This is a genomic window from Rhodococcus sp. YH3-3 (genome assembly GCF_001653035.1).
Taxonomy (GTDB): Bacteria; Actinomycetota; Actinomycetes; order Mycobacteriales; family Mycobacteriaceae; genus Rhodococcus_F; species Rhodococcus_F qingshengii.
Genome location: NZ_BCWH01000002.1, coordinates 114,057 through 138,168, shown reverse-complemented (window position 1 = coordinate 138,168; position 24,112 = coordinate 114,057). Strand labels below are relative to the sequence as shown.

Here is a 24,112-nt window from a genome sequence, read left to right as displayed (position 1 = left end):
ATATTTTGCGGCTCGCTCTGTGTTCTACTCCTCTCCAGGGTTTGAGCTGGTGGTGAGCAAACGACGAGACGTATTCGATTCTCTGTCAGCTCGAGGCCGGTTCCCGGACCCGGCTTCAAGCCGAGAGCTCGATCTTGTCGAGCGCTACTCAAGGAGAATGTGAATGGTGTCGACGTTGATGCGCCGAGGAGTGGGGGTGGCCGCGTCGTTGACCGGATGCGTTGCCCTCGTGATCGGCGGAACCGGAGTCTCGTCCGCCGCTGATGTGGACCTTCCGTTCACGGCATCGTGCCACGGGTGGCAGTTCCCCGGACCGATCACGCACAACGAGACGCGTGATTCCGGCGTCACGATCAGTGCGCCGGCCGTGGTCCCGCCGAACTCCACCTTCACATACCGCCTCGCGCCCAAGCCGATGACGGTCCCCAAGGACGGTTACGACCTCAGGTCCGTCGTGAACTGGACGCGTCTCAAGTTCGATTTCGACATCCCCGCAGGCACCTCCTACGTGGGGGCGCAGATCGTGGCCGGCACCAGCTCGAATCTGGGTGGGGTCGCCCCGACGATCACGCGGGTGAACGATGCCGGTTCACCCGATCCGAATGGGACGCATCTTCGTATCTCCGGCAACAACATCACGGCGGGCAACGGACCCAACACCGACGACAACGGCGGCGGCGGAATCGAGGTCGGTGGAGGAAAGACGTTCCAGCTCCCGGCAGTCGACGTCACCGTCACGTCAGGGGCTGTCGGCACCCAGATCAAGCCCATGCTGCGCGTGTCCGACTCTAACTCGGGTTCCTACGACAGTGCCGCCAACTACCTGACCTTCCTGCAGCAGGAGACCCTGCTCGGCGGCGTCAAATACTGGCTGACCACCAATTGCTCACCACGCGACAATCGTTCGGCCGGATTGAACGCCGGCGGCCGGCCGCTCGCCGTGATCAACGTCGACTCCAGCCTCGCTCAGACACAGACGCGAATCGACGCACCCGGTAAGGCCGTCGTCGGTGACTCCGTGGAACTGACGGCAACGGTCACTCCGTGGCCGTCGGGAGGAACAGTGCAGTTCCGTGACGGAGGGGTCGACCTCGGCGCTCCGGTGGCCGTCGTCAACGGCGTCGCGAAGGCCAACCGCACGATGACAACAGCGGGCGACCACAACATCACGGCGTACTACACGGGATCGGCCGGTTTCATGGAGTCGATGTCGGGCGCCGTGACGATCAACGTCGTCGAACCGTCCGAGCCCGAGCCTGGCACCGGTAGCCTCGGCAGCCTTGGTACCCCCGGATTCGGGTCGTGAAAACTGTGAACAGAAACCAGGATTCGACGACGAACTCGAAACTCCTACGCGGCTCTGCGATTGCAACCATCTCGGTACTGGCCGGCGGCTTGTTCTCCATCGTCGGCGGCGGGATCGCCTCTGCTGCCCCCGAGACCAAGAGCGTGGCCTTCACAACTGCATGCCATGTGCGCGAGATGGACGGTGTGGCAAGCCCGATCACGTTCAACGAGACACTCGGCTCGGGAGTCACCATCACCGCGCCGACCACCGCGGCACCAGGTGAGACCGTCACCTACCGCGTGCAGCCGAACGAGATGAAGACAAACAGCGGCGGCCATGCCAGCCGTGGAGTCGTGCATTGGGCCCGGATCAAGTACGACTTCGACATCCCGTCCGGCGTCGAATTCGTGAGTTCCCAGCTTGTGGCGGACAGTGCGTACGGCCTCGGATCCGACAGTGCCACTCCGACAGTCACACGGATCGACGACGGCGGTAATCCATCGGCATCCGGTACGCACCTGCGTATCTCCGGATCGAATCGGACCACCGGAAACGGTCCGTCCTCCGCAGTTCGATCGAGTGACGGCATCATCGTCGGTGCCAACACCAAGTTCCGACTCCCCGCAGTCGACGTCACGGTCAAAGCTGGTGCGGCCGGTACCGAGATCAAGCCTTCGCTGAGGGTTTCCGATCCCGGTTCCGCCAACTACGACGACGACCGAAATGCGCTCACATTCGTCCAGCGCGAAAAGGATGTCTTCACAGTCAACTACTGGGAGCGCTACAACTGCTCCCCGCGGGACAACAGGAACTCCGGCCTTAACGCCGGTGGGCAGGCCCTGACCACCATCTACGTCAGCCAACCGACAACCACCACGATCCAGATGCCCGGCTCGATCCAAGCCAGCACACCGACCGAGCTTGTCGCAAAGGTGGATCCGGCTCCGGTCAACGGAAACGTGCAGTTCAGGGTGGACGGCGCCGACGTCGGTACACCGGTCACGCCCGGTGCCGACGGCACTGCCCGGCTACCGCATACCTTCTTCACCGCCGGAACCGCGCGGGTCTCCGCAACGTTCCAGGGCGTCAACGGATTCCAGAGTTCCAACTCGACCGAGGCAATGGTCACGGTGACTGCCGCACCTGTCGTCAAGCAGACCGACACTGCCGTGAACGTTCCTACCGATGCGAAGACGGGCATATCGGTGTCGCTGAGGGCGCAGGTCACGCCGACACCCGCCGGTGGCACTCTCCAGTTCAAGGACGGCGCTGCAGATATCGGCGCTCCGATCCCGGTGGGCGCTGACGGCAAAGCCACTCTGGAACATGCCTTCACCTCGGCTGGATCTCATGCCGTCTCGGCCTACTACTCCGGCGCAACAGGATTCATGCCGTCGATGGCATCCGCTCAAACGGTCACCGTGTCTGATCCCGCACCGTCCGATGTCACCACCTCGACCTCACTGGCAGCTCCCGCGACGACCAAGCAGAATGTCGCGGCAGAACTGTCCGCGACTGTCACCCCCAACCCCGGCGGGGGCTCGGTTCAGTTCTACGACGGCGACCAACCCATCGGACAGCCCGTTGTCGTCGGAGTCGATGGAGTGGCGCGACTGACGCACACTTTCGCATCGACGGGCGATCATCGGATCAAGGCGGCATACGCCGGGCGAAGTGGATTCACACAGTCCGCGTCGGACGAATCCGTCGTCAAGGTTTCTGCTGCGCCTGACGACGGCGGGAACGGCGGTTCGGGCAGCCTCGGTTCACTGGGCGGTCTCTTCGGTTCCTGATCGAATTCTTCTCGACGCTGTTGCCGCTGCACCGATTCGGAGCAGCGGCAGCAGCCTGTTGCGGCCGTGGTCATAGAACTGATTGATTTATCGATGGAGCACAAGTGTCCAGGAATTCTCTTTCTCGACGGTCGTTTCTCGCCGCCGGGGTCGGTGCAACTGCAGTCGCCGCTACTTCCCTTCTGCCGCCGTCGCTTCAACGTGTACTGGCGACACCCGCAAACTCCGGCGGGCTCGATTCGATCGAGCATGTAGTCCTCGTCATGCAGGAGAACCGATCTTTCGACCACTACTACGGCGCGCTGAGGGGTGTTCGCGGCTTCGGTGATCCGAATGCGTTGCGTCTACGCAGCGGCAACAGCGTCTTCGAACAACCCGGTCCTACCGGTCCTGTGCTCCCCTTCCCCATCCGCGATTCCGCTGCGGCACAACGCATGGACACCCAGAACGTGACCGGACTCGACCACAGCTGGGCGGGCGGACATGCCGCACTCGCCGACGGCTGGCACGACGGTTGGATCGCGGCAAAAACCAGTACGACAATGGCGTACTACGACCGGCAAGACATCCCGTTCCATTACGAACTGGCGGACGCGTTCACGATCTGCGACGCCTACCACTGCTCCGTACCGACATCGACGAGCCCCAACCGGAACTATTGGGTCTCTGGATACACCGGATACGAGCCACTTTCGCCTAATCCGACCGAGTCGGTCCTGCCTTCGGATCCGCCCGGCCCCGAGGGAAGAGCTGTAACCAATGCGGCCTACAACCCCTGGCACGCCGGCTACGGATGGACGACGGTTCCCGAGCGGTTGCAGTCCGCCGGCATTTCCTGGAAGACCTACCAGGAGTGGGACAACTTCGGAGACAACAACCTCGAATACTTCACTGCCTTCAAGAAAGTGGCGGCAGGGCTGCTTGGTCGGCCAAGCCTGCTCCCCTACGAAATCCAGACCTTGGCCGGGTTCTATCTCGCCCTGCCGTCGATGCCGGCGCCGGTCCAGGACGCAGCGGTACTGGCCCTCGCGAATGCCGCAGACCAACTGTCGCCTGCTGATCGCCAACTCTACGATCGCGCGCTGTACCGATCCCGGCCCGGCACACTGGCTGCCGAGTTCAGGAAAGACGTCGAGTCCGGTCGACTGCAGCAAGTCAGCTATCTCGTTCCGTCCGAGGTGGATTCGGAGCACCCATCGGGTTCGTCACCGGCAGCGAGCGCAACACTGCTCTATCAAGTACTCGACGCCATCGCGTCCGATCCGGATCTGTGGGCGAAGACGGCCGTGATCGTCAACTTCGACGAGAACGACGGGTACTTCGACCATGTACCGCCACCTCGACCGCCGTGCTCGGTCGAAGCCGAATGGGTCGGTAATCAGCCGCTCGGTCTCGGCCCGCGGGTGCCTATGACGATCATCTCGCCGTGGACTGTTGGCGGTTTCGTTTGTTCACAAGTGTTCGACCACACGTCCGTCACGCAGTTCCTGGAGACGCGGTTCGGAATCACGCAACCGGAAATCGACCCGTGGCGACGCACGGTGAGTGGCGACCTGACGTCGGCGTTCGACTTCGCCAACCCGCGTAGTCGACCGACTTTGGCGCGCCCGCAACCCACTCCGCCGCTGGAACCGCGGTGGACACCGACCCCGCCCACCGAACAGAGAATGCCTCTGCAGGAGAACGGCACTAGACCAGCACGGGCACTTCCCTATCAACCCGACGCCTACACGACGGTGAACCCGGAAACCGGCTCGTTGGCGGTCCATCTGGTCAATACCGGCGCCGCATCAACGCACCTGGCCATGTACCCGTACGCAGGTGAGTTCGACGAGCCACGGCATTACGACGTCGTCGGCGAGGTCGACGACACCGTTGCGCTCAGGGATCGCGTCTACAGCCTGACCCTGTTGGGTCCCAACGGTTTCAGGCGCGAGTTCAGCGGAGCTACAGACAGTGCGGCAGCTTCGCTCGACGTCTCGACAACTGTCGACGCAGGGACGCGCACGCTTGTACTGACGGCGACCAATTCCGGAAGTCGTGCACTGACGGTCAATGTGGACGGAAACCGACGCAAACTCGCTGCCGGTGCACACTCTCAGTGGACGGTGCGTTCGGTGGACGGCTGGTATCAGGCCGCCGTGACGGTCGACGAAGATCCTGAATTCAAGCGCGTGCTCGTCGGACACATCGAAAACGGGCGGACCAGCGTAAGCCAACCGACGTGAATCGACACCGAGCGTTCAAGCCCAGGGCCGAATCCCCATTCGGACAAGTCAATCCATCCACACACCCAGAAGGAGTTTCCGTGCGTCGTATCCCGCTCTCAGCACTGATAGTCGCGGGCTCACTGATACTGGGCGGCGGAATTGCCGCGGCTCAGGGCAGCCTGCCCACGTCGGGGAGCGCCGATGGCACGTCGGTGCCACCGTCGTACCTGACCGACGACGCCGGGCGCTCCTTGATCCTGCGAGGGTTCAACACGGCGTCGAGCGCAAAAAGCGCACCCGACGGCATGCCGAAGTTCACCGAAGCCGATCTCGATCGCGAACATGCCGACATGGGAACAAATTTCGTGCGTTTCCTGATCTCCTGGCGTTCGGTGGAGCCAGAGCCGGGACAGTACGACCAGAAATATCTGGACCGCGTCGAGGACCGGGTCAGCTGGTACGCCGAACGCGGGTACAAGGTCATGCTCGACATGCATCAGGACGTCTACTCCGGCGCGATCACACCAGAGGGCAACAGCGGCAACGGCGCCGGCAACATCGGCAACGGCGCGCCGGCCTGGGCGACCTACATGGACGGCCTTCCGGTCACCCCTCAAGACCGCTGGGAGCTGTACTACGTCCAACCCGGTGTGATGCGTGCATTCGACAACTTCTGGAACACCACCGGCCAACATCCCGAACTGGTCGAGCACTACGCGAACGCCTGGCAGGCGGTGGCCGAACGTTTTGCAGGCAATGACACCGTCGTGGCATACGACCTGATGAACGAGCCGTGGGGCGGTTCCCTCCAAGGCCCCGCCTTCGAAGGTGGGCCCCTCGCTGCCCTGTATCAGCGAACCACCAACGCCATCAGGGAAGTTGATCAGGACAGCTGGGTGTGTGTGGCCCCGCAGGCCGTCGGCGTCAACCAAGGTGTCCCCAGCGGACTCACGAAGATCAACGACCCACGAGCCGGCGAACAGCGAATCGCCTACTGCCCACACCTGTACCCACTGCCCCTCGACCTCGGTGACGGATACTCCGGTCTCTCACGCACACTCACCGACGCGACCATCGACACCTGGCGCGACAGCGTCGAACACATCGCAGGCAACGTACTCGGCGGCGTTCCGATCATTCTCGGCGAATTCGGGCTCGACACAACACTGCCCGGCGCAACCGACTACATCGACCGCGTCTACACGACCGCCCGAGAACTCGGCGCGGGTGTCTCCTACTGGTCCAGTGATCCAGGTCCTTGGGGCCCGTACCTGCCGGACGGATCGCAGACACTCCTCGTCGACACCCTGAACAAGCCGTATCCGCGTGCCGTCGCGGGCACACCCACCGAATGGTCCTCGACCGTTGACCGCCTTCAGTTGACGTTCACCCCGAACCCCGCGGTAACAGCACCGACCGAGATCTACCTACCCGAAAGCGGCTTTCCCGGCGGCGTCGACGTCGCGGGCGCCGACATCGTGAACTGGAACCCCCAAAGCCGTCTTCTCACAGTGGAAACCGCGGACGACGCGGGCCCCGTCACAGTCACGGTGACGCCGGCAAGCTGATCGCGAGCGTCGAGATTCCTGGATATTTGTCCAGTTCTTTCGTAACGTACAAGCGACGGGTGATCAGCCGACGGAAGGCGAGTATGTCCACGGAGAAGATGTCTGTCCAAGATCGTGTTGCGCGGGTGGTGCTCGATGTCGTCGGCGCCTTACCGACCGGCGCGCAGCGCATTCTCGGTGGCAAGCCGAAGGAGATCGACGGGCAGACTCTGCACCCCGAGATCCAGCTTGCGCTGAGATTGCTCTCAGCGGTCGAAGGTACGAGCTTCGAGCATCTTCCGGTCGAAGAGGGACGGGCTCAGATCGACGCCGAATCGCGACTGTTCGGCGGTACGCCCATCGACATCGAGACGGTACGTGACCTCGAGATCCCGGCCGGGGATCACGCGATTCCGGCTCGGCTGTATCGCCCGGCCGGAGTCTCAACGCCCGCTCCACTTTTGGTGTACTTCCACGGCGGCGGGTTCGTCCTCGGCAGCCTCGAGAGCGGCGACAGTGTGTGCCGCTTCCTGGCCCGCCACGGCGAGGTCAGTGTGTTGTCGGTGGACTACCGGTTAGCACCGGGGTTCCCGTTCCCCGCCGGGGTCGATGACGCCGTCGCCGCATTCCGGTACTGCGTCGAGCATGCCACAGAGCTGGGTGCAGATCCGAAATCCATTGCGGTAGGCGGAGACAGCGCGGGTGGGAACTTGGCTGCCGTCGTCGCGCAGTCCACGACCGAAGACGACGTCAAACCAGTATTCCAACTGCTCTTCTTCCCCTGGGTGGACCTTTCGTCGAAGCGCCCTTCGCACAAGATGTTCGGCACCGACTTCTTTCTCACCGACGCCCAACTCGACTGGTATGCAGCCCATTACCTGTCGGGCGGCGCTTCGGCTCTCGACCCGCGAGTCTCACCGCTGCTCACTCCGGACCTGGCCGGCCTACCGTCCGCGTACGTTGCCGTCGCCGGTTTCGACCCACTACGCGACGAGGGTGAGGAATACGCGAACCGGCTGCGAGAGGCCGGAGTCCCGGTTGCACTCAGGCGTCACAGTGGATTGATCCATGCCTTCGTCAACACCACCGGTGTCGGCCATACCGGTCAAGATGCGATGTTCGAGGCCTGCGGCGCTCTGCGGGTTGGACTTTCGGGCCCGCACTGAGGGCAGGGTCACGAAACGGGGAGTGCCAGATCCGCCCACTCGACCATCGCTTCGAGCACGGAGCGCAGTTCCATCCCCGTCGCGGTGAGTTCGTACTCCACTCGCGGCGGCACCTCGGCGTAGGCAGTCCGGGTCACCAGATCGAACTCCTCGAATCGCTTGAGCCTGGCGGAAAGTGTCCTGGGACTGATGCCGGGCAATGCGCGTCGTAGTTCCGTGAAGCGCATCGGGCCGTGCGTGAGCTCACGAACGATCAGCGTTGCCCACGGTCCGTCCAGAACCAGCAGAAAGCGCGCGACGCCGCACTCCGGAAGCACGTGACCTGATTCACTCATCGATTCCCCATTAGTTCACTTGAAGTAACTGGTTCCCAATCTGAACTATAGGCGTCATGACTTACACAGTGCATGGCGCCACCGGCGCACAGGGTTCTCCCGTTCTCGCGGGATTGGTCGCGGCTCTCGCCGGATCTACAGGTGCCGAAGTCCGAGCAATCACCCGCAACCCTGACCAGACGTTCGAGGGTGCGAACACCGTCGTCGCGGACAATGCGTCAGCCGACTCTCTCGCCGATGCTTATCGCGGGGTAGACGGGGTGTTCTTCCACCTGCCACTCGCCGGTGACACCGAGACGCTAGCTGGTTACGCCCACAATGTTCTGGCAGCAGCAAGAGTGACACGTCCTTCGCGGTTCGTGATCTCTACCAGCGGCACGGTGACCCGCGACGCTACTTCGCCGCTTGCCGGTCCCAACACACCCGTTCTCTCCGAGCTCGTCGACGGACTCCACGCCGAAGGTATCGCGGTGACCGTCCTGACCCCGCGTTTGTTCCTCGAGAATCTTCTTCTGCCCACCGTGCTGTCGGGGGTGAAAGACGAAGGGGTCCTGCGTTACCCACTGCGTGCCGATCTCGCGGTCGCATGGAGTTCACATCTCGACGTCGCTGATGCAGCCGTTGCGGCCCTGACTCTCGACGTAGCACCGGACGCGGTCGACATCGGACAGATTCCGGCGATCACCGGCATCGAACTCGCCGAGGCATTCGCCGAACACTTCTCGCGCGCGGTAACTTTCGAAGCCGTGACGCCCGATGCCTTCGGTGCGTCGATTGCGCCGATCATCGGAGGGGGCGCAGCAGCCGGGGTTTCCCAGCTCTACACGGGACTCGAATCTGCCGACAGCGTCGCGTTCGACTCCGCGACGGGTTCTGCCGTTGCCTTGGGCATCGTCGCCCGCAGCACCCGGGCCTGGCTGGTAGATCTCGGAGTGAACTGACCGGAGCAACGCAATCGGCCGGCTCCGCGAAGTATCGCGTGGAGCCGGCCGATTTCCGGGGTTACCGGTGCATGCGGGTCTTCAACTGGCGGTTCAGCTGCCGACTCCCGAAGTCCAGACCGGCACCGTCACTGGTGGCCAGCACGGTGAGTCCAGCGGCGACCAGCAACGAAATAAGCACAACGCTCATGGTGAGTCACCTTTCTTCCTGTCGTGAAACGGTTTTGCGCCTCCGGGAAATGTCGACATATCCGGCACCCCACTTCAGCTGACCTCAAAGTATCTGTAACTATGGGTTACGCGCAATGTGTGGTCCCTCACCTGAAAGCGCAGGGTGATGCGCAGATCACGCTGCGTTCGACGGCGGACTTACCTGGCCAGAACCATGTTCACGAACTCGTCGGCGAGCGCCTGAGCGTCCGCACCGCTGCCAGGAACCACATCGGGCGCACTGTGTACCAATTGCATCTGCCCCAGGTACATCGAATAGGCAAGTACGCCACGATGTTCCGCTTTCTGCCTGCCCATCCCCAGATCGACCAACAACGTCACGATGTACGTAACTCGACGCTCGGTGACACGTCGAACCGCCGCCGAAACCAAAGGATGGCCGATCCCGGCAAGCAGTTCCAACTCCGCACGGCGACCGGCCAATCCGGTCGTGACCGAATCCACCAGACGACGCAACCTCACCTCCGCCGGTTCACCAGAGGACTCGACGGAGGAGATCAGTCTCTCGGTTGCCAAAACTTCCCACCGGCCGAGCGCAGCTTGCAGCAATTCGTCGCGGTTGGCGAAGTGCCAATAAAAGGAACCCTTGGTCGATCCGAGCGTGCGCGCCACCTTTTCCACTGCAACTCCATCAGGCCCATGGCTTGTCAGAGCCTGGAAAGCTGCATCGATCCACTGGTCGCGAGAGAGTCGGGCGCGGGCATTCGTCACCTCCGTACGGTACCGTATGGGTAAGTTCCATACGGCACCGTACGGAGGACGAAATGACACTCGCTTTCAAGGCAATGCCTGCACCGGACTGGGCAGAAGCCACCACGATCACCATCCCGTCTGTTCCGACCCATACATCCGAGGAGTGGACGCAGGCAGTCTTCGACGTCAGGAATGTCCCCGCACCCGTCCTCGCGATGTTCTGGCTCAGGGAGCGGATAGTCGGACTGCTCGGCATCGCCAAGGGACGCCCCGACACCTTTGCCGTCGACAAGATCGCCGACGGCGAGGCCCTCATCGAAGCGGACGAGAAACACCTACGATTCGTCGCCTCGGTTCAGGCCGACAACGACGCCGGCCTCCTGCACGTCGTCACCGCCGTGGAGCTGAAGAACCGCGCGGGCCGAATCTACTTCGCACCCGTTCAGGTACTGCACGGCGTGATCACGCGGGCAATGATGACGTCCGCTCGAAAGAGACTGTGCACGTGATCAACCGTCCGGACCGCCCTTGAGTTCGAGGCTGATCTGATCGGCATCCAGCGCGGCAAGTGCCGATCCGAGCATCCGTGCGTCGAACACGCCATCGTCACGTGCGTCGAGCAGTGCCTGACGCTGCGCGTCGATCACGTCGAGGCGGATCCTCTTCTTCGACCGACCCTCTGGCGGAACGACACTCGCAGCAGCATCTTCGAGGAGGTCGAGCAACCTGCGATGCTCGTCTAGTTCGGATTCGGTGAGGTCCTGCGCTGCCGGACCGGTCGCCACTACGACGCGCCTCAACGTTCCTCCCTGAAGGATCAACGAGCCTGCTGCCACCAGGAACGCAACCAAGATCAGGAGCGATCGACTCGGGGTGTCTTCCGGCAGAGTCTGCGCTGCAGCCAGAGTGACCGCCCCGCGCATGCCGGCCCAGATGACGATCGTGCCTTCACGCCATCCCAACGGCGCAGCAAGGTAGTAGTCGATATCGGCAACCGTCCGCCGAACCCGAACCTTGAACCTTTCCATCTGATTCGCCGAAGGTGCCCGGCGCCTGCTGCGTCGTTCGTCTGGCGGGTAATCCTCGGGATTGTCGAGGCGATTCGCGATGTCGGAGAGTCTGGGTTTCATGCGTTCACGAAAATTCGCCCGCGCTTGGAGCGCTCGCAGGAGCGGGGCCACGTACAGAGCCCGCACCAAGATCGTGAGGAACAGTGCACCCGCCGCCACGAAGACCGCCGTGGATATGCCCTCGTGGTCGACCCGGACATCGTCGACTATCGACGAGAGTTCGAGGCCCATCACCAGGAAGATCGCACCTTCGAGGACCAATTCGACTGTGCGCCAGTTCTGGGAGTCGGACAACCGGTGTCGCGGTGACAGCTTCCGAGGAGCGTCGTAGCCGGTGACGAGCCCGGCCACGACTGCAGCAACCAATCCTGACGCACCCAACTCTTCGGCGGGGATCGCCGCCAGAAACGGCACCGTGAACGAGATGACCGTGTTGACCGTCGAATCGGTGACACGGGCGCGAACCATCAGGTTGACCTTGCCGACGACAACTCCGATGACCGCGGCCACGACGACGGCAAAAGCGAACTTGCCCAACACACTCCACAGCGACACCGATGCGGCGGCCCCGGCGATGGCAGTACGCAACAGAACCAGAGCGGTGGCGTCGTTGAGCAGGCTTTCGCCTTCGAGGATCGACACCACCCGCGGCGAGACCGGGAGTTTCTTGACGATGGACGTCGCGACGGCATCCGTCGGGCTCACGATCGCACCGAGTGCAATGCCCCACCAGATACCGAGTCCTGGTATCACCCAGGAGAAGAACACACCGAGAACAAGCGCACTCACGACCACGAGCAGAACGGAAAGCCCACCGATGGCACCGAACTCACGCCGAAACTCCATCGACGGCATCGAGACCGAGGCGGAGTACAGCAGTGGCGGAAGCACGCCTGCCAGAATCCATTCCGGGTCGATGTCCACTGCTGGGACAAATGGTAAGAGGCTGACAACGATCCCGGCCATCACCAGAATCAACGGTGCTGCGACTCCGATCCGCGCTCCGAGCGTCGAGGCCGCGACGATTCCGAGCAGACCGAGCACCACGATGATCAGAGCGTCCACTGCTTCCCCCTGTACCCCCGGATTTGTGTCTGGCTCTTTCTACACCTTTGCCGGAGACGGGGGCGAGACCCGCCACGCGACGGCGATCAGAACAACCGTGAACGCCGATGCGGGCCACAGAGCGTGAAGACCGATCCACCGATGAACGAGCGCACCGACCACCGCGCCCGCGATCAACCCCGCGCACATCCCGAAGTGCTGCAGCCACGCCCACTTCGGGCCACCCAGAAAGGCTCCGGTCAGACGCTGGCCCATCTTGACCAGCGCACCGGTCATGTACGTGACACCGATCGTCACCTCGCCGTCGCGCTGGAACACCGAGTTGACGGCTCCCATCGCCAAAGCCATCGCCGAGATCGCGCCGGGGGTGACGTCGAGGCTGCTCATCACCGAACCGATGGCCAGCAGCCCGGCTACAACCGCGAGCACCGTCACCTTGCGGGCCCGGACCGAATAGCGCTCCGTGAAGTGGGTGACGACGGTTCCCAGCGCGATTCCCAGAAGGAAGAGCACGATGATGCCGCCGGCCACCCGCGCGGTCGACCACACCCCGTCGGCAAATGCGACGCTCGCCTGCGTCATGTTGCCGCTCATGAACGAAACGAAAGGCCCACCGAGCGTGATGAATCCGAGCGCGTCGACGTAACCGGCCAACCCGGCGAGCGCTGTCGCCAGGCCGATCAGCGACCTGCTGTATCCCGTCACCCGACGAGCTCGGTTCAGCTCAGCTTGCTGGTGCGCAGCTCGTGGCCCTTGGACGTCTTGCAGCGGCCGGTCTCGAGATCCCACTGCCAGCCGTGCAGATCGCAGGTGAGGTTGGTGCCGTCGACGACACCGAACTTCGACAGGTCAGCCTTGAGGTGGGGGCAACGACGCTGAATCTCGTACCCGCCCAACTCGATAGACGCGCTGTCGTCGTGGGCCTCGGCGAACCAGCCGTCGGCGTACGCGATGCGCTCGTCGGTGAGGCACTTGAAGAACGTGTAGAGGAATTCGTTGTACCCACCGATGCGCCACGCCGTGAAGCGTGTCGACAGGAAGATGGTGTTGACCCAGTCGGGCTCGTCGTCGCGCAGAACGGTGCGAACCAGTTCGGGAGCGATGCGGAAGCCGTAGCGGTACTTACCTTCTCCGTCGATGGGCTCACGAACGATCCGCTTCGGGAAGTCGAGGACGACCGTCTCCTCTCCCATCACGAGTCCGACGGGGTAGCCGATTCCGTCGCAGATCAGATCGGACTGAGCCATGATCGGCTCGAACTTGGCCTTGAGACCGTCGAGCAGCGGCTCGCCTTCGGCCGGAGCCCACGTGGCCTTCTGCGCGGCGATGACCGGTGCCATCTTCTGCGCCATCTTCTCGATGTACTCGGCCTTGTTGGAGAAGATCTTGTCGACGTCTGCGTCCGGGATGGGATGCGTCAGCGCGACCTTCTCGCTTCCGCGAAGTTCGACGGCCGAGCCGGGGATCATCAGCAGACCACGATCGTTGCCGTTGATGCGCATCTGCTCGAGGAACGTGATCTGGTCGGGGAAGATGTTTCCCTCGTCGCCGTGATCGTCGTTGAGGTAACGCAGGTCGTCGTCGAGGAAGACCGGCGGGCCGGCCGACGGAACAACCCAGGCAGCGTCGACCTGGGAGATGTAGTTGCGGCAACGGTCCATGCCGCGCTGACGCTTCTGCTTGCCGAAGTTGCGCTTGGTGCCCTTCGGGATGTCGTAGACCATCGGGTACCAGATCGCGCCCGAGTACTGCAGCAGATGGATGTCGACCTTCCCGAAGGCGTCGGTCAGCGGGTCCAGATCGACGGGCCTGGCGTCGTTCATGTTGAAACAGGTGGTTTCCCCGTCCGAGACGACGAGGCCCGAGTCACCGATCGGACCGTCCGCGGGAGCGCGCAGAGCGATGATCATGATGTCGAGATCGCCCTTGGGACCGCTGACGGTGTGCTTGACGGAGTCTTCCGTCTCGAAGAACTTGTGGAAGCCGAGCTTCTCGAGTTCACGCTTGAGGTCCGGCACCGGGTAATCGGGGAGCAGGACTGTGGCGTCCTTGTTGACGTGCGCGATCAGATTCTTCGGATCGAAGTGGTCCTTGTGCAGGTGCGAGACGTAGAGGTAGTCGCAGTTGCCCAGCGCGTCCCAGTCCAACTCTGTGTTGTCGGGGAACGGCACCCAGGACGCAAAATACGTCGGGGTCACCCATGGATCACACAGGATGGATCCGGCCTCGGTCTGGATGTGAAATCCTGCGTGGCCGACGCTGGTGATCTGCATTGCAACCTCCGAAATCGTACTGCTGGTCAACTCAGCATAGTCGGCGCGATCAGGGCCAAATCGCGATCGAGGAGGCGGCCGGTTGTGACGTCATGCACGTCAGAGGTCGAAAGTGGGTTGTGAATCAGACCTGCCGGTGACGCGGACAACACTCTCTGTGCTGGCGTGTTCGCCGTATTTCTTGGCGTTCGCGGGAGCTGTTTCAGCATTCCCGAAGACAGCCCCTAAGGCTAACCTAACAAGCATGACTCGACTCCTTTCTCCCTCCACGACCGATCGCGACTACTGGGCGATCGTGGACAACCTGACGCGACGCGGTTTCTTCGGCGTCGGCGCGGGCGTCGCTGCGGCCGCGTTTCTCGCCGCCTGCGGCAGCACGGAAAGTTCGACGCCCGAGAACGCGGAGACCTTCGAGTTCACGCGCGGCGACGAGAAGCTGATCATTCCGACGGACCCGCAGAACGTCGTTGCCCTCGACCCGCGGGACGGCCTCGAATTGTCGATCCTCGCCGGATACCCGGTGACCGCCTACCCGACCGGCGCAGCCGAGCACCTACGCCGTGAGGTCCCGGATGCCACGGGTGTCGAGATCTTCGCCGAAGGTGCTTCCGATCCCAACTTCGAATACATCTCGACTCTCGGCGCAGACCTTCTCGTCCTCAGCGCCGGCTGGTGGGACACCGGGTCGTACGGCAACGACCGGATGCAGCAGATCGCACCGGTCCTGCCCGTCGGCAAGGACTTCACCCCGGAGTGGCGGAAGGTCATGTCGGACTTCCTCACCGGCATCGGGCGCAGCGATCGCGCCGAAGAAGTACTCGCCGAGTACGACGCCCATGTAGCTCAGGTCCGCCCGACCGTCGAACCGCTGATGGCCGGCAAGAAGGTTGCCTTCGTCGCCGCCGCGGAGGATCAGATCGCGTGGTTCCAGAACGATTTCCGCACCGCCGTCGCCGAGGACCTGGGATTCGAGGTGCTCCGTGAAGGCCCCGACCTTCGCGTGATGCTCGGATCGGAGCAGTTCAACCGTCTCGAAGAAGCCGACGTCATCTTCGCCTTGGATCGCAGCGCCTCCGGCAGCGTGTACACCTCGCCGACGTGGCAGCGTCTGCCCGCCGCGCAGGCTGGTCGAGTGATTCCCTTCGACTACTACAAGGCCGCGGGATACGCCTTGACCGCCAAGGTTCTCGTCGACGACTTGGCGGCCGGGGTCAAGCGGTAGAACCCGACCTTCGTCAACCCGACGGGCCCCGATCATTCGGCACCGGCGGCTCGTCCTGTCACGCGGTCCCGAAACTCGCGGAACGCTTGGAAACCACCGGTGAGCGCCCGCGCCAGTTCCTCGGCGCTGTCGACCCAGACGACGTCCTCCAACTCGGAAACGTCGTCGGGCTCGTGATTGCGCTGGGGAACGAGAAACGTCGGGTCACCCTGAGGGTTGACGATCAGGAACCCAGCCGCCGAGCAGAGGTCGTAGACGAACGCGCACTCGGCAGGCGACAGCGTCGCGTGGAAGATTCCACCACTGAGTGGATCGCTCTGCTCGAGCGAGTCGAGATGAAGGTCGGAGAAGGCCCCGTCGATCGTCAATGCCCTGTCGTCACGGTCGACGATCTCGCCTCCGTACGGGCTCTCGACCACGCGCAGCCCGTGCTGATCGAGGAAAGCGGCGACCGCCGCCCGATCAACATCGAGTTGCACGTCCTTCGTCACCCGCATGAAGTGCAGCGAGAAACCCATCGATCCCCCTCGTCCATTCGCGACGCACGTGATGCGCTCGCCAGTACCTCGACAGCCGAGAAGCGTCAAAACTACCTCTCGAGTAGGGTCCGGATCGCCTCGACCACTTCGGCAGGCGCCTCTTCTGCCATGAAGTGACCTGCGGACAGCGTGCGGTGCTCGAGATCGGGCGCCCACGCTTTCCACAGGGCGTCGGCGTCGTAGCCGAGCATCGAGCCCCAGTCCTGCTGAATGACCGTGACCGGCATGTGCAGTTGGTTGCCCGCCTCCCGATCGGACTGATCGTGTTCGATGTCGATGCCTGCCGACGCCCGGTAATCGGCAACGATCGACGGCACCGCCTCCCGTGAGGCGCGCAGGTATTCCGCCCGCACGTCTACCGGAATCGCTTCGCGGTTCTGCGTCCACACGTCGAGAAAGTACTCGAAGAACGCATCGGCGCTGGCGCTGATCATCTGCTCGGGAAGACCAGGTGGCTGAGCCATGAGATAGAGATGGAACGCCACAGCAGCATTCGATCCATGCAGGATGTCCCACATATCCAGGGTGGGGAGCACGTCCAGCGAGCCGAGTTGCGTGATCACATCCGGATGATCCAGTCCCGCTCTGACGGCAACCAGTGCGCCACGATCGTGGCCGACGAGGGCAAACTTCTCGTGTCCCAATTTCCTGGCCACCTCGACGATGTCGGCAGCCATTGTTCGTTTGGAGTAGGTGTCCGGGTTTTCCTCGACCGGTTTGTCGCTGGCTCCGTATCCGCGTAGATCCGGGCAGATGACGGTGTGATCCGACGCCAAGGCAGTGGCTACGTGACGCCACATGAGGTGAGTCTGAGGGAAGCCGTGCAGAAGGACGAGTGGTGTTCCGCTTCCGCCGACCGCGACGTTGAGCCGCACTCCGTCTGCTGTGGAAATCTGCTGGTAGTCGAAGCCTGGAATGGTGATAGTCATCGATCGCTCTCGTTAGTCGGGGTGATGGCAGGTCGGGGTGATGGCAGGTCGGGGTGATGGCAGGTCGGGGTGATGGCAATCAGCTTCGCCGCAGTCGATGAGCGTTCGATGAGCGCGATAGCGTGGGGAAATGCGAGACCACACATTTGAAGCCCCGGCTTTCGGAGTGCTCGGACCCGTGGTCGCGTGGAACGAGTCTTCACACCAGATCGATCTGAAGGGTCCACGACACCGAGCGGTCCTCGCTCGTCTCGTCGTCGCCCGCGGACGTGTTGTTCCCGTGGACGTGATTGTCGACGACCTCTGGGTCGATCCTCCGTCCGGCGCTACCAGCGCAATACGTACGTTCGTTTCCGCATTGAGGCGTGCGCTCGAACCGGATCGCGCGCCGCGAAAGAAGCCGAAAGTCATTGTTACCAAAGGGCCCGGTTACGCCTTTCATGCAGCACCCGACGCGGTCGACGCTTGGGAATTCGAAAGACTGGTGCGAGAAGCCGCAGATTCGACGCCGGCGCAATCACTCGAACTGCTCCGAACCGCGCTGCAGCTGTGGAGAGGGCCGGCCTACGCGGAGTTCGCCGACGAGCCTTGGGCCCGAACGGAGCGATCACGCTTGGAGGAACTGCGTCTGACTGCCGTCGAACGCTTGGCATCCGCGCAGCTCGATCTCGGGCGAGCTGCCGAAGCGATTCCCGATCTGGATGCCCACGTGACGGAACACCCTTGGCGCGAGGAGGGTTGGCGACTACTCGCTCTGGCGCTGTACCGGTCCGATCGTCAAGGCGATGCTCTGGCAGTCCTACGTCGCGCACGGAAGTTACTCGCCGAAGAGTTGGGCATCGACCCTGGTCCACGACTGAACGACCTCGAGTCCGACATTCTCCGCCGGGAAACCCGCCTGGATCCTGTAGGGGCAGAACAGATCTTCAGTCAGGTTTCGGCAGCGTACGACCGGACCGTAGCGGCAGGATCGAAATCGAGATTGGAGTCAACCGTCGGCCTCCTCCGAAGTTTGGCAGTTGCGGGCGGAAGCGGACTCGAGACTGCCCGAAACCAACGACTGACAATCATCGGCGCCGCTGAACAATTGGACGACGTCGAACTCACCGCGCGGATCATCGGCAATTACGACGTGCCCGGGATCTGGACGCGATCCGACGATCCTCGGCAGGCTACGCAGATCGTCGAGGCCGCTCAGCGCACTCTCGATCGACTTCCGGCCGGCAACGAACCCGCTCGGGCGAGACTGTTGGCGACAATCGCACTCGAATCGCGCGGACTGCCCGGTCATCACGGTCTCGAATGTGCCCGTGCCGCAGTACAGATCGGTCGCGCTCTCGACGATCCAGGGCTCCTGGCCTTCGCTCTGAACGGATTGTTCATGCAGACGTTCTGGACTAACGGTCTGGCCTCCGAGCGCGACGACATCGGCCGTGAACTGGTCGACCTCGCCATTCGACACGGCCTGGCTACCTTCGAGATCCTCGGCCATCTGATCCGCATGCAAGCCCTCAGCGCCCTTGGGCAATTCGATGCAGCCGAGCTACATTCCGAGACGGTTGATCGATTGGCCGGACGTCACGAACGCCCGTTGGCAGCGGTGTTCACCACCTGGTTTCGCGCTGTGCGTACTGCCGCTGCCGGCGCGGCGGCCGCGCACTGCGAGAAGCTGTACGAAGCTGCGGCGGTCAATCTTTCCGATGCCGGCATGCCGGGTCTCGCGGACGGCATACTCCCTCTCGCAATTCTCGCCCTCCGCGTATGGCGGGGACTGCCGGCGATTTTCGACCCGACCACGCAGTGGGGCCCCTACGAACCCTGGGCCCGGCCACACCTGCTCATCGCACAGGGGCAGACGAACGAAGCAGCGAAGGCCGTCGAGGCATTGCCGGACCCGCCCGAAGACCTACTCTCCGAGGCACTGTGGTGCTTGACTGCCGCAGCGGCGACTGCAGTCGGCGACCGTCGAGTCAAGGAGCGTGCGCGAGCGGCGCTCCTACCTGCCGCCGCCGAAATAGCCGGCGCCGGAAGCGGAATGCTCACCGTGGGACCCGTCTCGCACTACCTGGCCGAATTGGAGCAGGGCTGAACCGTCAGGTGAATGCAATCACCGTCTCACCCCACGCCTCCCGGATCTCGCGGTCGAGATCAGCGACGACGGCATCGCGTTTGTCGATCAACAGTGTCGAGCGTGTGTCGGTGTCGTAAGTGGGCCACCCCGGGTCCGCACCCAGTTCGCGATCGTCCCCGGCGTCGTAATCGCCTGCAGCTCTGGCAAAGTCCAACCACCTCGCCTGCATGCGCTCAGAGACATGACGCGCCGCGCTCAAGCCACCCAACTTGTAGGTGATGTCTCGTGCCCCGTGGTTGATGTTGCCGAAGACGTAGGCAAGTTCGGTGCCGTGGGTCGCACCGATCTTCAGCGCCTTGAGCATCGGCGGCGCGTAGTCGAAGCGATACAACCACGTCGGCGCAACCTTGCTGTGCGCTTCGGCGATCCACAACGTAGGCAGCCGGAATCCGAAATCACGGGTCAAACCGAGACCGGCGCCCAGCTTGGACAGTCCCGAATACGCGCCTTCGATTTGAGAATGATCCGGTAGCTCGAGTCCTGGATGCTCGTCGGCGATCTCCGCGAACATCGACGTGATCACGACGGGATCGATCGGCATCAACGGCGACTTCATCATCCGGAAGAGCGAAGATTCGTCCTTGTTGGTTCCGATGATCAGCGGAATCGGGTGTGCATTGCCGTGACGGAACGCGCGCACCGGGTAGTCAGGGAGCAGATCACCGTCGACGATCGGCGCGAACGCCAAAGTGCCAGGCGTCTCCTGGGGGACGCGAGCAAACAGTTCGTCTGACGGCCCGATCAAGTCTTCGGCAGACGTGGACCGCAACAGACCCAGATCGCTTCCGCCGCTGAAGATCTCGAGAAACAGCTTCGCGACGATCTCACCACGTTCACTACCGTACACCGAAGTGGCGGGCGAACTTTCGGCAATAGCGCGATGAAACAGGCCGCGAGCGGACGGGACGGTCATCAGCGTCGTCACCGCGCCGCCACCTGCCGACTCGCCGAACAACGTCACTTTGTCGGGATCGCCACCGAAAGCCGCGATGTTGCCTTGAACCCATTGCAGCGCTGCAATCATGTCGCGGAGAGCGACATTGGGCTCGAAGGTATGTTCACTCGAATTGAAGGACGAGAAATCGACGAAGCCGAACACACCGATGCGGTAGTTGATCGAGACGACGACAACGTCGCCGTTCTCAGCCAATGTGGTTGCGTCGAAAAGTGGTTGGCTGGACGCTCCGCGGAAATACGCTCCGCCGTGAATCCAGACCATCACCGGTTTACCCGGCGCATCAGAACCGACAGGGCCCGGTGCCCACACGTTGAGGAACAGGCAGTCTTCGTCCATCGGAACGTTCTCACCGAGCGGGATCATCGCGAGTCGACTTTGCGGCTCACACGGTCCGAATTCTGTTGCGTCCTGGACCTCGGTCCATGGCTTCGGCGGAACCGGCGCGCGAAATCGCAGCGGACCGACCGGAGGTGCCGCGTAACGAATCCCCTTCCAACTCGACACCGAGCCTTTCGTCGATCCTCGAACCGGCCCGTACGTTGTCTCGACTACCGGCGCTTCGCTGGGTGTGATCGTCATTCGATTTCTCCTCGAAAACAAGTTGCTACTTCGACAGGGCTTCGACAACGTGCGAGAGTTCCAATGCTGCCAGCATCAGGAACAAAACGGTCATGATTGCTGCATTGTGGCTGATCAGAGCGCTTTTGGTGGCGCTCAGTGCATCGGTCACCTTCGCCGAGGGCACGGCAGCCAATGCTGACAGCACGATCAAGGCGATGGACGCCCCTACCGCGAACAGGACGGAGTACGCGATCACTGATACCCAGCCGAGGTGCCCGCCACCGATGATCGAACCTGCCTTGAGTTCGAGCGGCAGGTTCTTCGCGTTGGGTACGGTCAACAACAGTCCCAGGACCGCGGCTTTGGCCGGTTGCATCGAGTCGATCTGCGCCAGCCACGACGGCATCGCCGGCTCGGCATCGTCTTTCGGACGGCTACGCCAACTCGAGTATGCGAGCGCCAGAAAACCGACAGTGAACACGACGGCGAACACCGTCTGGACGGTATGCGCGCTGCCGCTGGACTTCGATTCCACTCCGGTGGTCGAAAGTGCCGTCGCTGCTGTGATCGCTGTCGCGGCCAGCACGATGCTCGCGGTGTACGCGCATGCATTTGCCTTCGCCCGAGTGGACAGCAGGATCGCGATGATCGCAACCAGAGGAATCGGGCTGATGACGACGCCGGTGGCGAGTGGGATGAGCTGCGCAGTAATCGATTCCATTTCTGCGACCGTACAAGCGGCCAATCCGGCCATTGGCGAAACGTTCGGCCTCCACGACATCGCCACTCACGGTGTCACAGAAGCACGGCTGTGAGGACCACCCGGTCTTCCTCTTCGACAAGTTCGAGGGACGTTACCGTACCGGCGAGCGATTCAAGCCCGATCCCTGAGTCCCGTGCCACCGGCATCCGACCCGGCGAACTGATCCGCACTACTACCGCCCGAGCATCGGCGAGTGTCACCTCGAGGAAGACGGGCCCTCCTGCACCGTGTTTCACGGCGTTGGTCAGTCCCTCCGACAGGATCTCCACCACGCTGTCGAGCCGAGCGGAGCCGGAACCGATCACCGCCCAGACTTCGTCGTCGACGTGACTGACGACCGGAATTGCGTAGCGCCACACCGTGACAAGATCATCGATACGCTTTCGGGCATCGGAGTCAGCCGGCTGATCGGATGACGCAGACAGGTCGCTTTCCAAGCCGTCGAGAATGTGGGCAATGGTTGCCGCAACATCGACTGGGCGACCGGCAACGGCGCCCGAAGACCATGCGGCCGCTACGAGTTCGCCCTGCACCGACGAGTGCAACAACCTGGCCAGTCCACGTCGGGTGTGCATGAGCTCGGCATGGATACGAGCTGCATCGAGCGCTTGCCGGCTCAGGGCACTGCGGAGTTGACGCTCCTCGTCCTGACGCTGCGTATCCGCAGCCCTGATCAGGCAGACGGACAGCGCAACCAACGGGTAGACGGCCATCGACGAGAGATAGAAAGTCGGGGTACGGCCGAACACCGTCAGGAGCAGCCACGTGGCGGTACTGCTGATCAGCGCACTCGAGCAGTACACCGCAGAAAGAGTCGCGATCCGTCTCAGAGGGCCGTCTCCGCTGCTGACAACTCGGCGAGCGCACGCATTGCCACCGACGAAGAGCCAGAAACCGACGCCGAGCTGGACCGCCGTGAACGTCACGCCGTAAGTCGTGAGCAGGTAGACGGTCACCAGTGCCGTGTACGCGAACACCGGTACGTACAGTGGCGCCGGTTCAACACTGCGTACGACGCCGATCAGTCGATCTCTCGCCGTCAGCCGCACAGTCGGCGTCGGTGATTCGATCGGGGGAATCTCCCGGAACAGTCGATGACTCATCGGGCGAACCACGTCGTCCGAGATTCGCTTCAAGAGCGCTGCTCCTCGCACTCCCTCGAGTTCCGTTTCAGCAACCGCGTGCATGACCGTCTCGATACTGCGCTCGAGCTCTCGCCGACACTGCGCACGGGTTTGGCCGAGGCGGAATCGATCCCGGGTCTGTTGGAGTTGGACGGCGGCCCCGGCAACCTTCAAACTCCGTTGCAGCGCGAGGCGGTCACGGAGAGCGCTTACCAGTACGGCGGTCAACGACAAGAAGACAACGCTGCACACGACGTTGAGTGCCACACGGACGAGCATCGGTCTGGGGTCGACGGGGAGTTCGAGCGAGCGGGTGATCGCGTCGAGGACGAACGGGCGGATCGCGCCGATCATTGCGAACAGGGCCAGGGCTGCGAGCTGCGATCGGTGTGCTGCAAGAACAGCCCTCGCCATCAGCAGCATCACCCCGACAACGCAGTGGGTCGCGAAGGCGCCGACTGCCATCACGCCTACTTCGCGCACCCCGGTACACAGGTAGTAGTTGGCCATCACGGTCACCGCGAACGGCAGCGTCAGAATCCAGGACCACTTGGTGACGATGTTCCGATCACCGAGACGAAGCCACCACTCGCGCGGGTTCACACCGAGTCGGTCACTTCGGGCACACCGAAATGGCGGATGAAGATACTCGCAGCAAGCACTCGCGGATTGGTGGACGAATCGTGCGTCAATCCCAGGCTCTCGAGAGTGCGCGCGATGAGCTTCTCCACACCTCGGATCGAGGACCCACGATGCGCTGCGATTGCGCTGTTCGACCACCCGAGCGAGATGTAACGCAGAAGATCGAGCTGTGATCTGGTGAGGCTCGACAAGGCGGAGTCCGGATCACTCCCGAGCGTCGGTGGCTCGGTTTCCGTCAACGCGGCCTCCACTACGCCGATCAACTGATCCGCCGACTGGACAGCCGCCTTGTCCACGAACAGCGATTTCGGCGGCACACCCGCAGAACCTGGCGCTGTCGATGCGTTGGGGTAGTTCGTCAGGAACACGATCGCGCAATGCGGAGCCTTCACGGTGACGATGTTCGCGAGATCGACGCCGTTCGGCCGCACGCCAAGGTCGATGTCCGTGACCAAGAGGTCAGGATCGAATCCGTCGAACTCCGTGAGCGCTTCGACCGCCGATCCGGCCGTATGGACCACGAACCCGGCGTGTGTGAGCGTGTCACCGACGAGCGCACGCATCAGTGGTTGGTCTTCCACCACCAACACCCGTCGCACCCACTGGCTGGTCTCCATGACCAGAGATTAAC

General features: G+C 62.8%; 21 protein-coding genes. 9 read left to right on the top strand and 12 right to left on the bottom strand.

Annotation, left to right across the window (positions count from 1 at the left end; genetic code table 11):
* Positions 1-163 precede the first annotated feature (163 nt).
* The 5 genes from YH3_RS13310 to YH3_RS13290 all read left to right on the top strand — a co-directional run bounded on the left by YH3_RS13310 (position 164) and on the right by YH3_RS13290 (position 8,004).
* Positions 164-1,306, top strand: a complete 1,143-nt coding sequence (locus YH3_RS13310; protein ID WP_042451633.1) for an Ig-like domain-containing protein — start codon at positions 164-166, stop codon at positions 1,304-1,306.
* Positions 1,303-3,081, top strand: coding sequence for an Ig-like domain-containing protein (locus YH3_RS13305; RefSeq protein WP_054188279.1), 1,779 nt, complete (start codon positions 1,303-1,305; stop codon positions 3,079-3,081). The genes YH3_RS13310 and YH3_RS13305 overlap by 4 nt, the downstream gene beginning before the upstream one ends.
* A 104-nt stretch (positions 3,082-3,185) precedes the next feature.
* Complete coding sequence (locus YH3_RS13300; RefSeq protein ID WP_064443563.1) at positions 3,186-5,309, top strand: phosphocholine-specific phospholipase C; 2,124 nt, start codon at positions 3,186-3,188, stop codon at positions 5,307-5,309.
* Between the two features lie 80 nt (positions 5,310-5,389).
* Positions 5,390-6,859 (top strand): cellulase family glycosylhydrolase, encoded by a 1,470-nt coding sequence (locus YH3_RS13295; RefSeq protein WP_047272457.1) that lies wholly within the window; start codon positions 5,390-5,392, stop codon positions 6,857-6,859.
* 83 nt (positions 6,860-6,942) lie between these two features.
* Complete coding sequence (locus YH3_RS13290; protein ID WP_082920588.1) at positions 6,943-8,004, top strand: alpha/beta hydrolase; 1,062 nt, start codon at positions 6,943-6,945, stop codon at positions 8,002-8,004.
* A gap of 8 nt (positions 8,005-8,012) precedes the next feature.
* Here YH3_RS13290 and YH3_RS13285 read toward each other — a convergent pair whose 3' ends face one another.
* Complete coding sequence (locus YH3_RS13285; RefSeq protein WP_019745900.1) at positions 8,013-8,339, bottom strand: helix-turn-helix domain-containing protein; 327 nt, start codon at positions 8,337-8,339, stop codon at positions 8,013-8,015.
* 56 nt (positions 8,340-8,395) lie between these two features.
* Here YH3_RS13285 and YH3_RS13280 point away from each other — a divergent pair, with 56 nt between their 5' ends.
* Complete coding sequence (locus YH3_RS13280; RefSeq protein ID WP_064443562.1) at positions 8,396-9,280, top strand: SDR family oxidoreductase; 885 nt, start codon at positions 8,396-8,398, stop codon at positions 9,278-9,280.
* A 61-nt stretch (positions 9,281-9,341) separates the two neighbouring features.
* Here the strand turns inward: YH3_RS13280 and YH3_RS37145 are convergent, their stop codons facing one another.
* Positions 9,342-9,470 carry a hypothetical protein gene (locus YH3_RS37145; protein WP_274522688.1) on the bottom strand — a complete coding sequence of 43 codons (129 nt, stop codon included), beginning with the start codon at positions 9,468-9,470 and terminating at the stop codon, positions 9,342-9,344.
* A gap of 179 nt (positions 9,471-9,649) precedes the next feature.
* The gene (locus tag YH3_RS13275; RefSeq protein WP_064443561.1) at positions 9,650-10,222 is read right to left on the bottom strand and encodes a TetR/AcrR family transcriptional regulator; all 573 of its coding nucleotides are present in this window, start codon (positions 10,220-10,222) and stop codon (positions 9,650-9,652) included.
* 53 nt (positions 10,223-10,275) lie between these two features.
* Between YH3_RS13275 and YH3_RS13270 the strand changes: the two genes are divergently transcribed.
* Positions 10,276-10,713, top strand: a complete 438-nt coding sequence (locus YH3_RS13270; protein WP_064443560.1) for a DUF2867 domain-containing protein — start codon at positions 10,276-10,278, stop codon at positions 10,711-10,713.
* Here the strand turns inward: YH3_RS13270 and YH3_RS13265 are convergent, their stop codons facing one another.
* From YH3_RS13265 to YH3_RS13255, 3 genes are read right to left on the bottom strand one after another with little or no spacing between them, the layout of a single operon-like run.
* Positions 10,714-12,339: a sodium:proton antiporter gene (locus tag YH3_RS13265; RefSeq protein ID WP_064113578.1), complete on the bottom strand. Its 1,626-nt coding sequence runs from the start codon at positions 12,337-12,339 to the stop codon at positions 10,714-10,716. It lies immediately after the preceding gene.
* Positions 12,340-12,378: 39 nt separating this feature from the next.
* Complete coding sequence (locus YH3_RS13260; protein ID WP_054781194.1) at positions 12,379-13,044, bottom strand: YoaK family protein; 666 nt, start codon at positions 13,042-13,044, stop codon at positions 12,379-12,381.
* A 14-nt stretch (positions 13,045-13,058) separates the two neighbouring features.
* Positions 13,059-14,612 carry an MBL fold metallo-hydrolase gene (locus YH3_RS13255; RefSeq protein WP_003942885.1) on the bottom strand — a complete coding sequence of 518 codons (1,554 nt, stop codon included), beginning with the start codon at positions 14,610-14,612 and terminating at the stop codon, positions 13,059-13,061.
* 244 nt (positions 14,613-14,856) lie between these two features.
* Here YH3_RS13255 and YH3_RS13250 point away from each other — a divergent pair, with 244 nt between their 5' ends.
* The gene (locus YH3_RS13250; RefSeq protein WP_003942949.1) at positions 14,857-15,834 is read left to right on the top strand and encodes an ABC transporter substrate-binding protein; all 978 of its coding nucleotides are present in this window, start codon (positions 14,857-14,859) and stop codon (positions 15,832-15,834) included.
* A 32-nt stretch (positions 15,835-15,866) separates the two neighbouring features.
* Here the strand turns inward: YH3_RS13250 and YH3_RS13245 are convergent, their stop codons facing one another.
* On the bottom strand, positions 15,867-16,352 hold the full coding sequence (locus YH3_RS13245) for a hypothetical protein (protein ID WP_007730263.1): 486 nt from the start codon (positions 16,350-16,352) through the stop codon (positions 15,867-15,869).
* Positions 16,353-16,423: 71 nt separating this feature from the next.
* On the bottom strand, positions 16,424-17,302 hold the full coding sequence (locus tag YH3_RS13240) for an alpha/beta fold hydrolase (RefSeq protein ID WP_064443559.1): 879 nt from the start codon (positions 17,300-17,302) through the stop codon (positions 16,424-16,426).
* Between the two features lie 130 nt (positions 17,303-17,432).
* Between YH3_RS13240 and YH3_RS13235 the strand changes: the two genes are divergently transcribed.
* On the top strand, positions 17,433-19,391 hold the full coding sequence (locus tag YH3_RS13235; RefSeq protein ID WP_039973148.1) for a BTAD domain-containing putative transcriptional regulator: 1,959 nt from the start codon (positions 17,433-17,435) through the stop codon (positions 19,389-19,391).
* Between the two features lie 4 nt (positions 19,392-19,395).
* Here YH3_RS13235 and YH3_RS13230 read toward each other — a convergent pair whose 3' ends face one another.
* The 4 genes from YH3_RS13230 to YH3_RS13215 all read right to left on the bottom strand — a co-directional run bounded on the left by YH3_RS13230 (position 19,396) and on the right by YH3_RS13215 (position 24,098).
* Positions 19,396-20,970 (bottom strand): carboxylesterase/lipase family protein, encoded by a 1,575-nt coding sequence (locus tag YH3_RS13230; RefSeq protein WP_007730260.1) that lies wholly within the window; start codon positions 20,968-20,970, stop codon positions 19,396-19,398.
* Positions 20,971-20,995: 25 nt separating this feature from the next.
* Positions 20,996-21,673, bottom strand: coding sequence for a GAP family protein (locus tag YH3_RS13225; RefSeq protein ID WP_039973162.1), 678 nt, complete (start codon positions 21,671-21,673; stop codon positions 20,996-20,998).
* A gap of 74 nt (positions 21,674-21,747) precedes the next feature.
* Entirely contained in the window at positions 21,748-23,442 is a 1,695-nt protein-coding gene (locus tag YH3_RS13220; RefSeq protein WP_030536202.1) for a two-component system sensor protein, read from the bottom strand.
* On the bottom strand, positions 23,439-24,098 hold the full coding sequence (locus tag YH3_RS13215) for a response regulator (protein ID WP_050654977.1): 660 nt from the start codon (positions 24,096-24,098) through the stop codon (positions 23,439-23,441). The genes YH3_RS13220 and YH3_RS13215 overlap by 4 nt, the downstream gene beginning before the upstream one ends.
* Positions 24,099-24,112 lie beyond the last annotated feature (14 nt).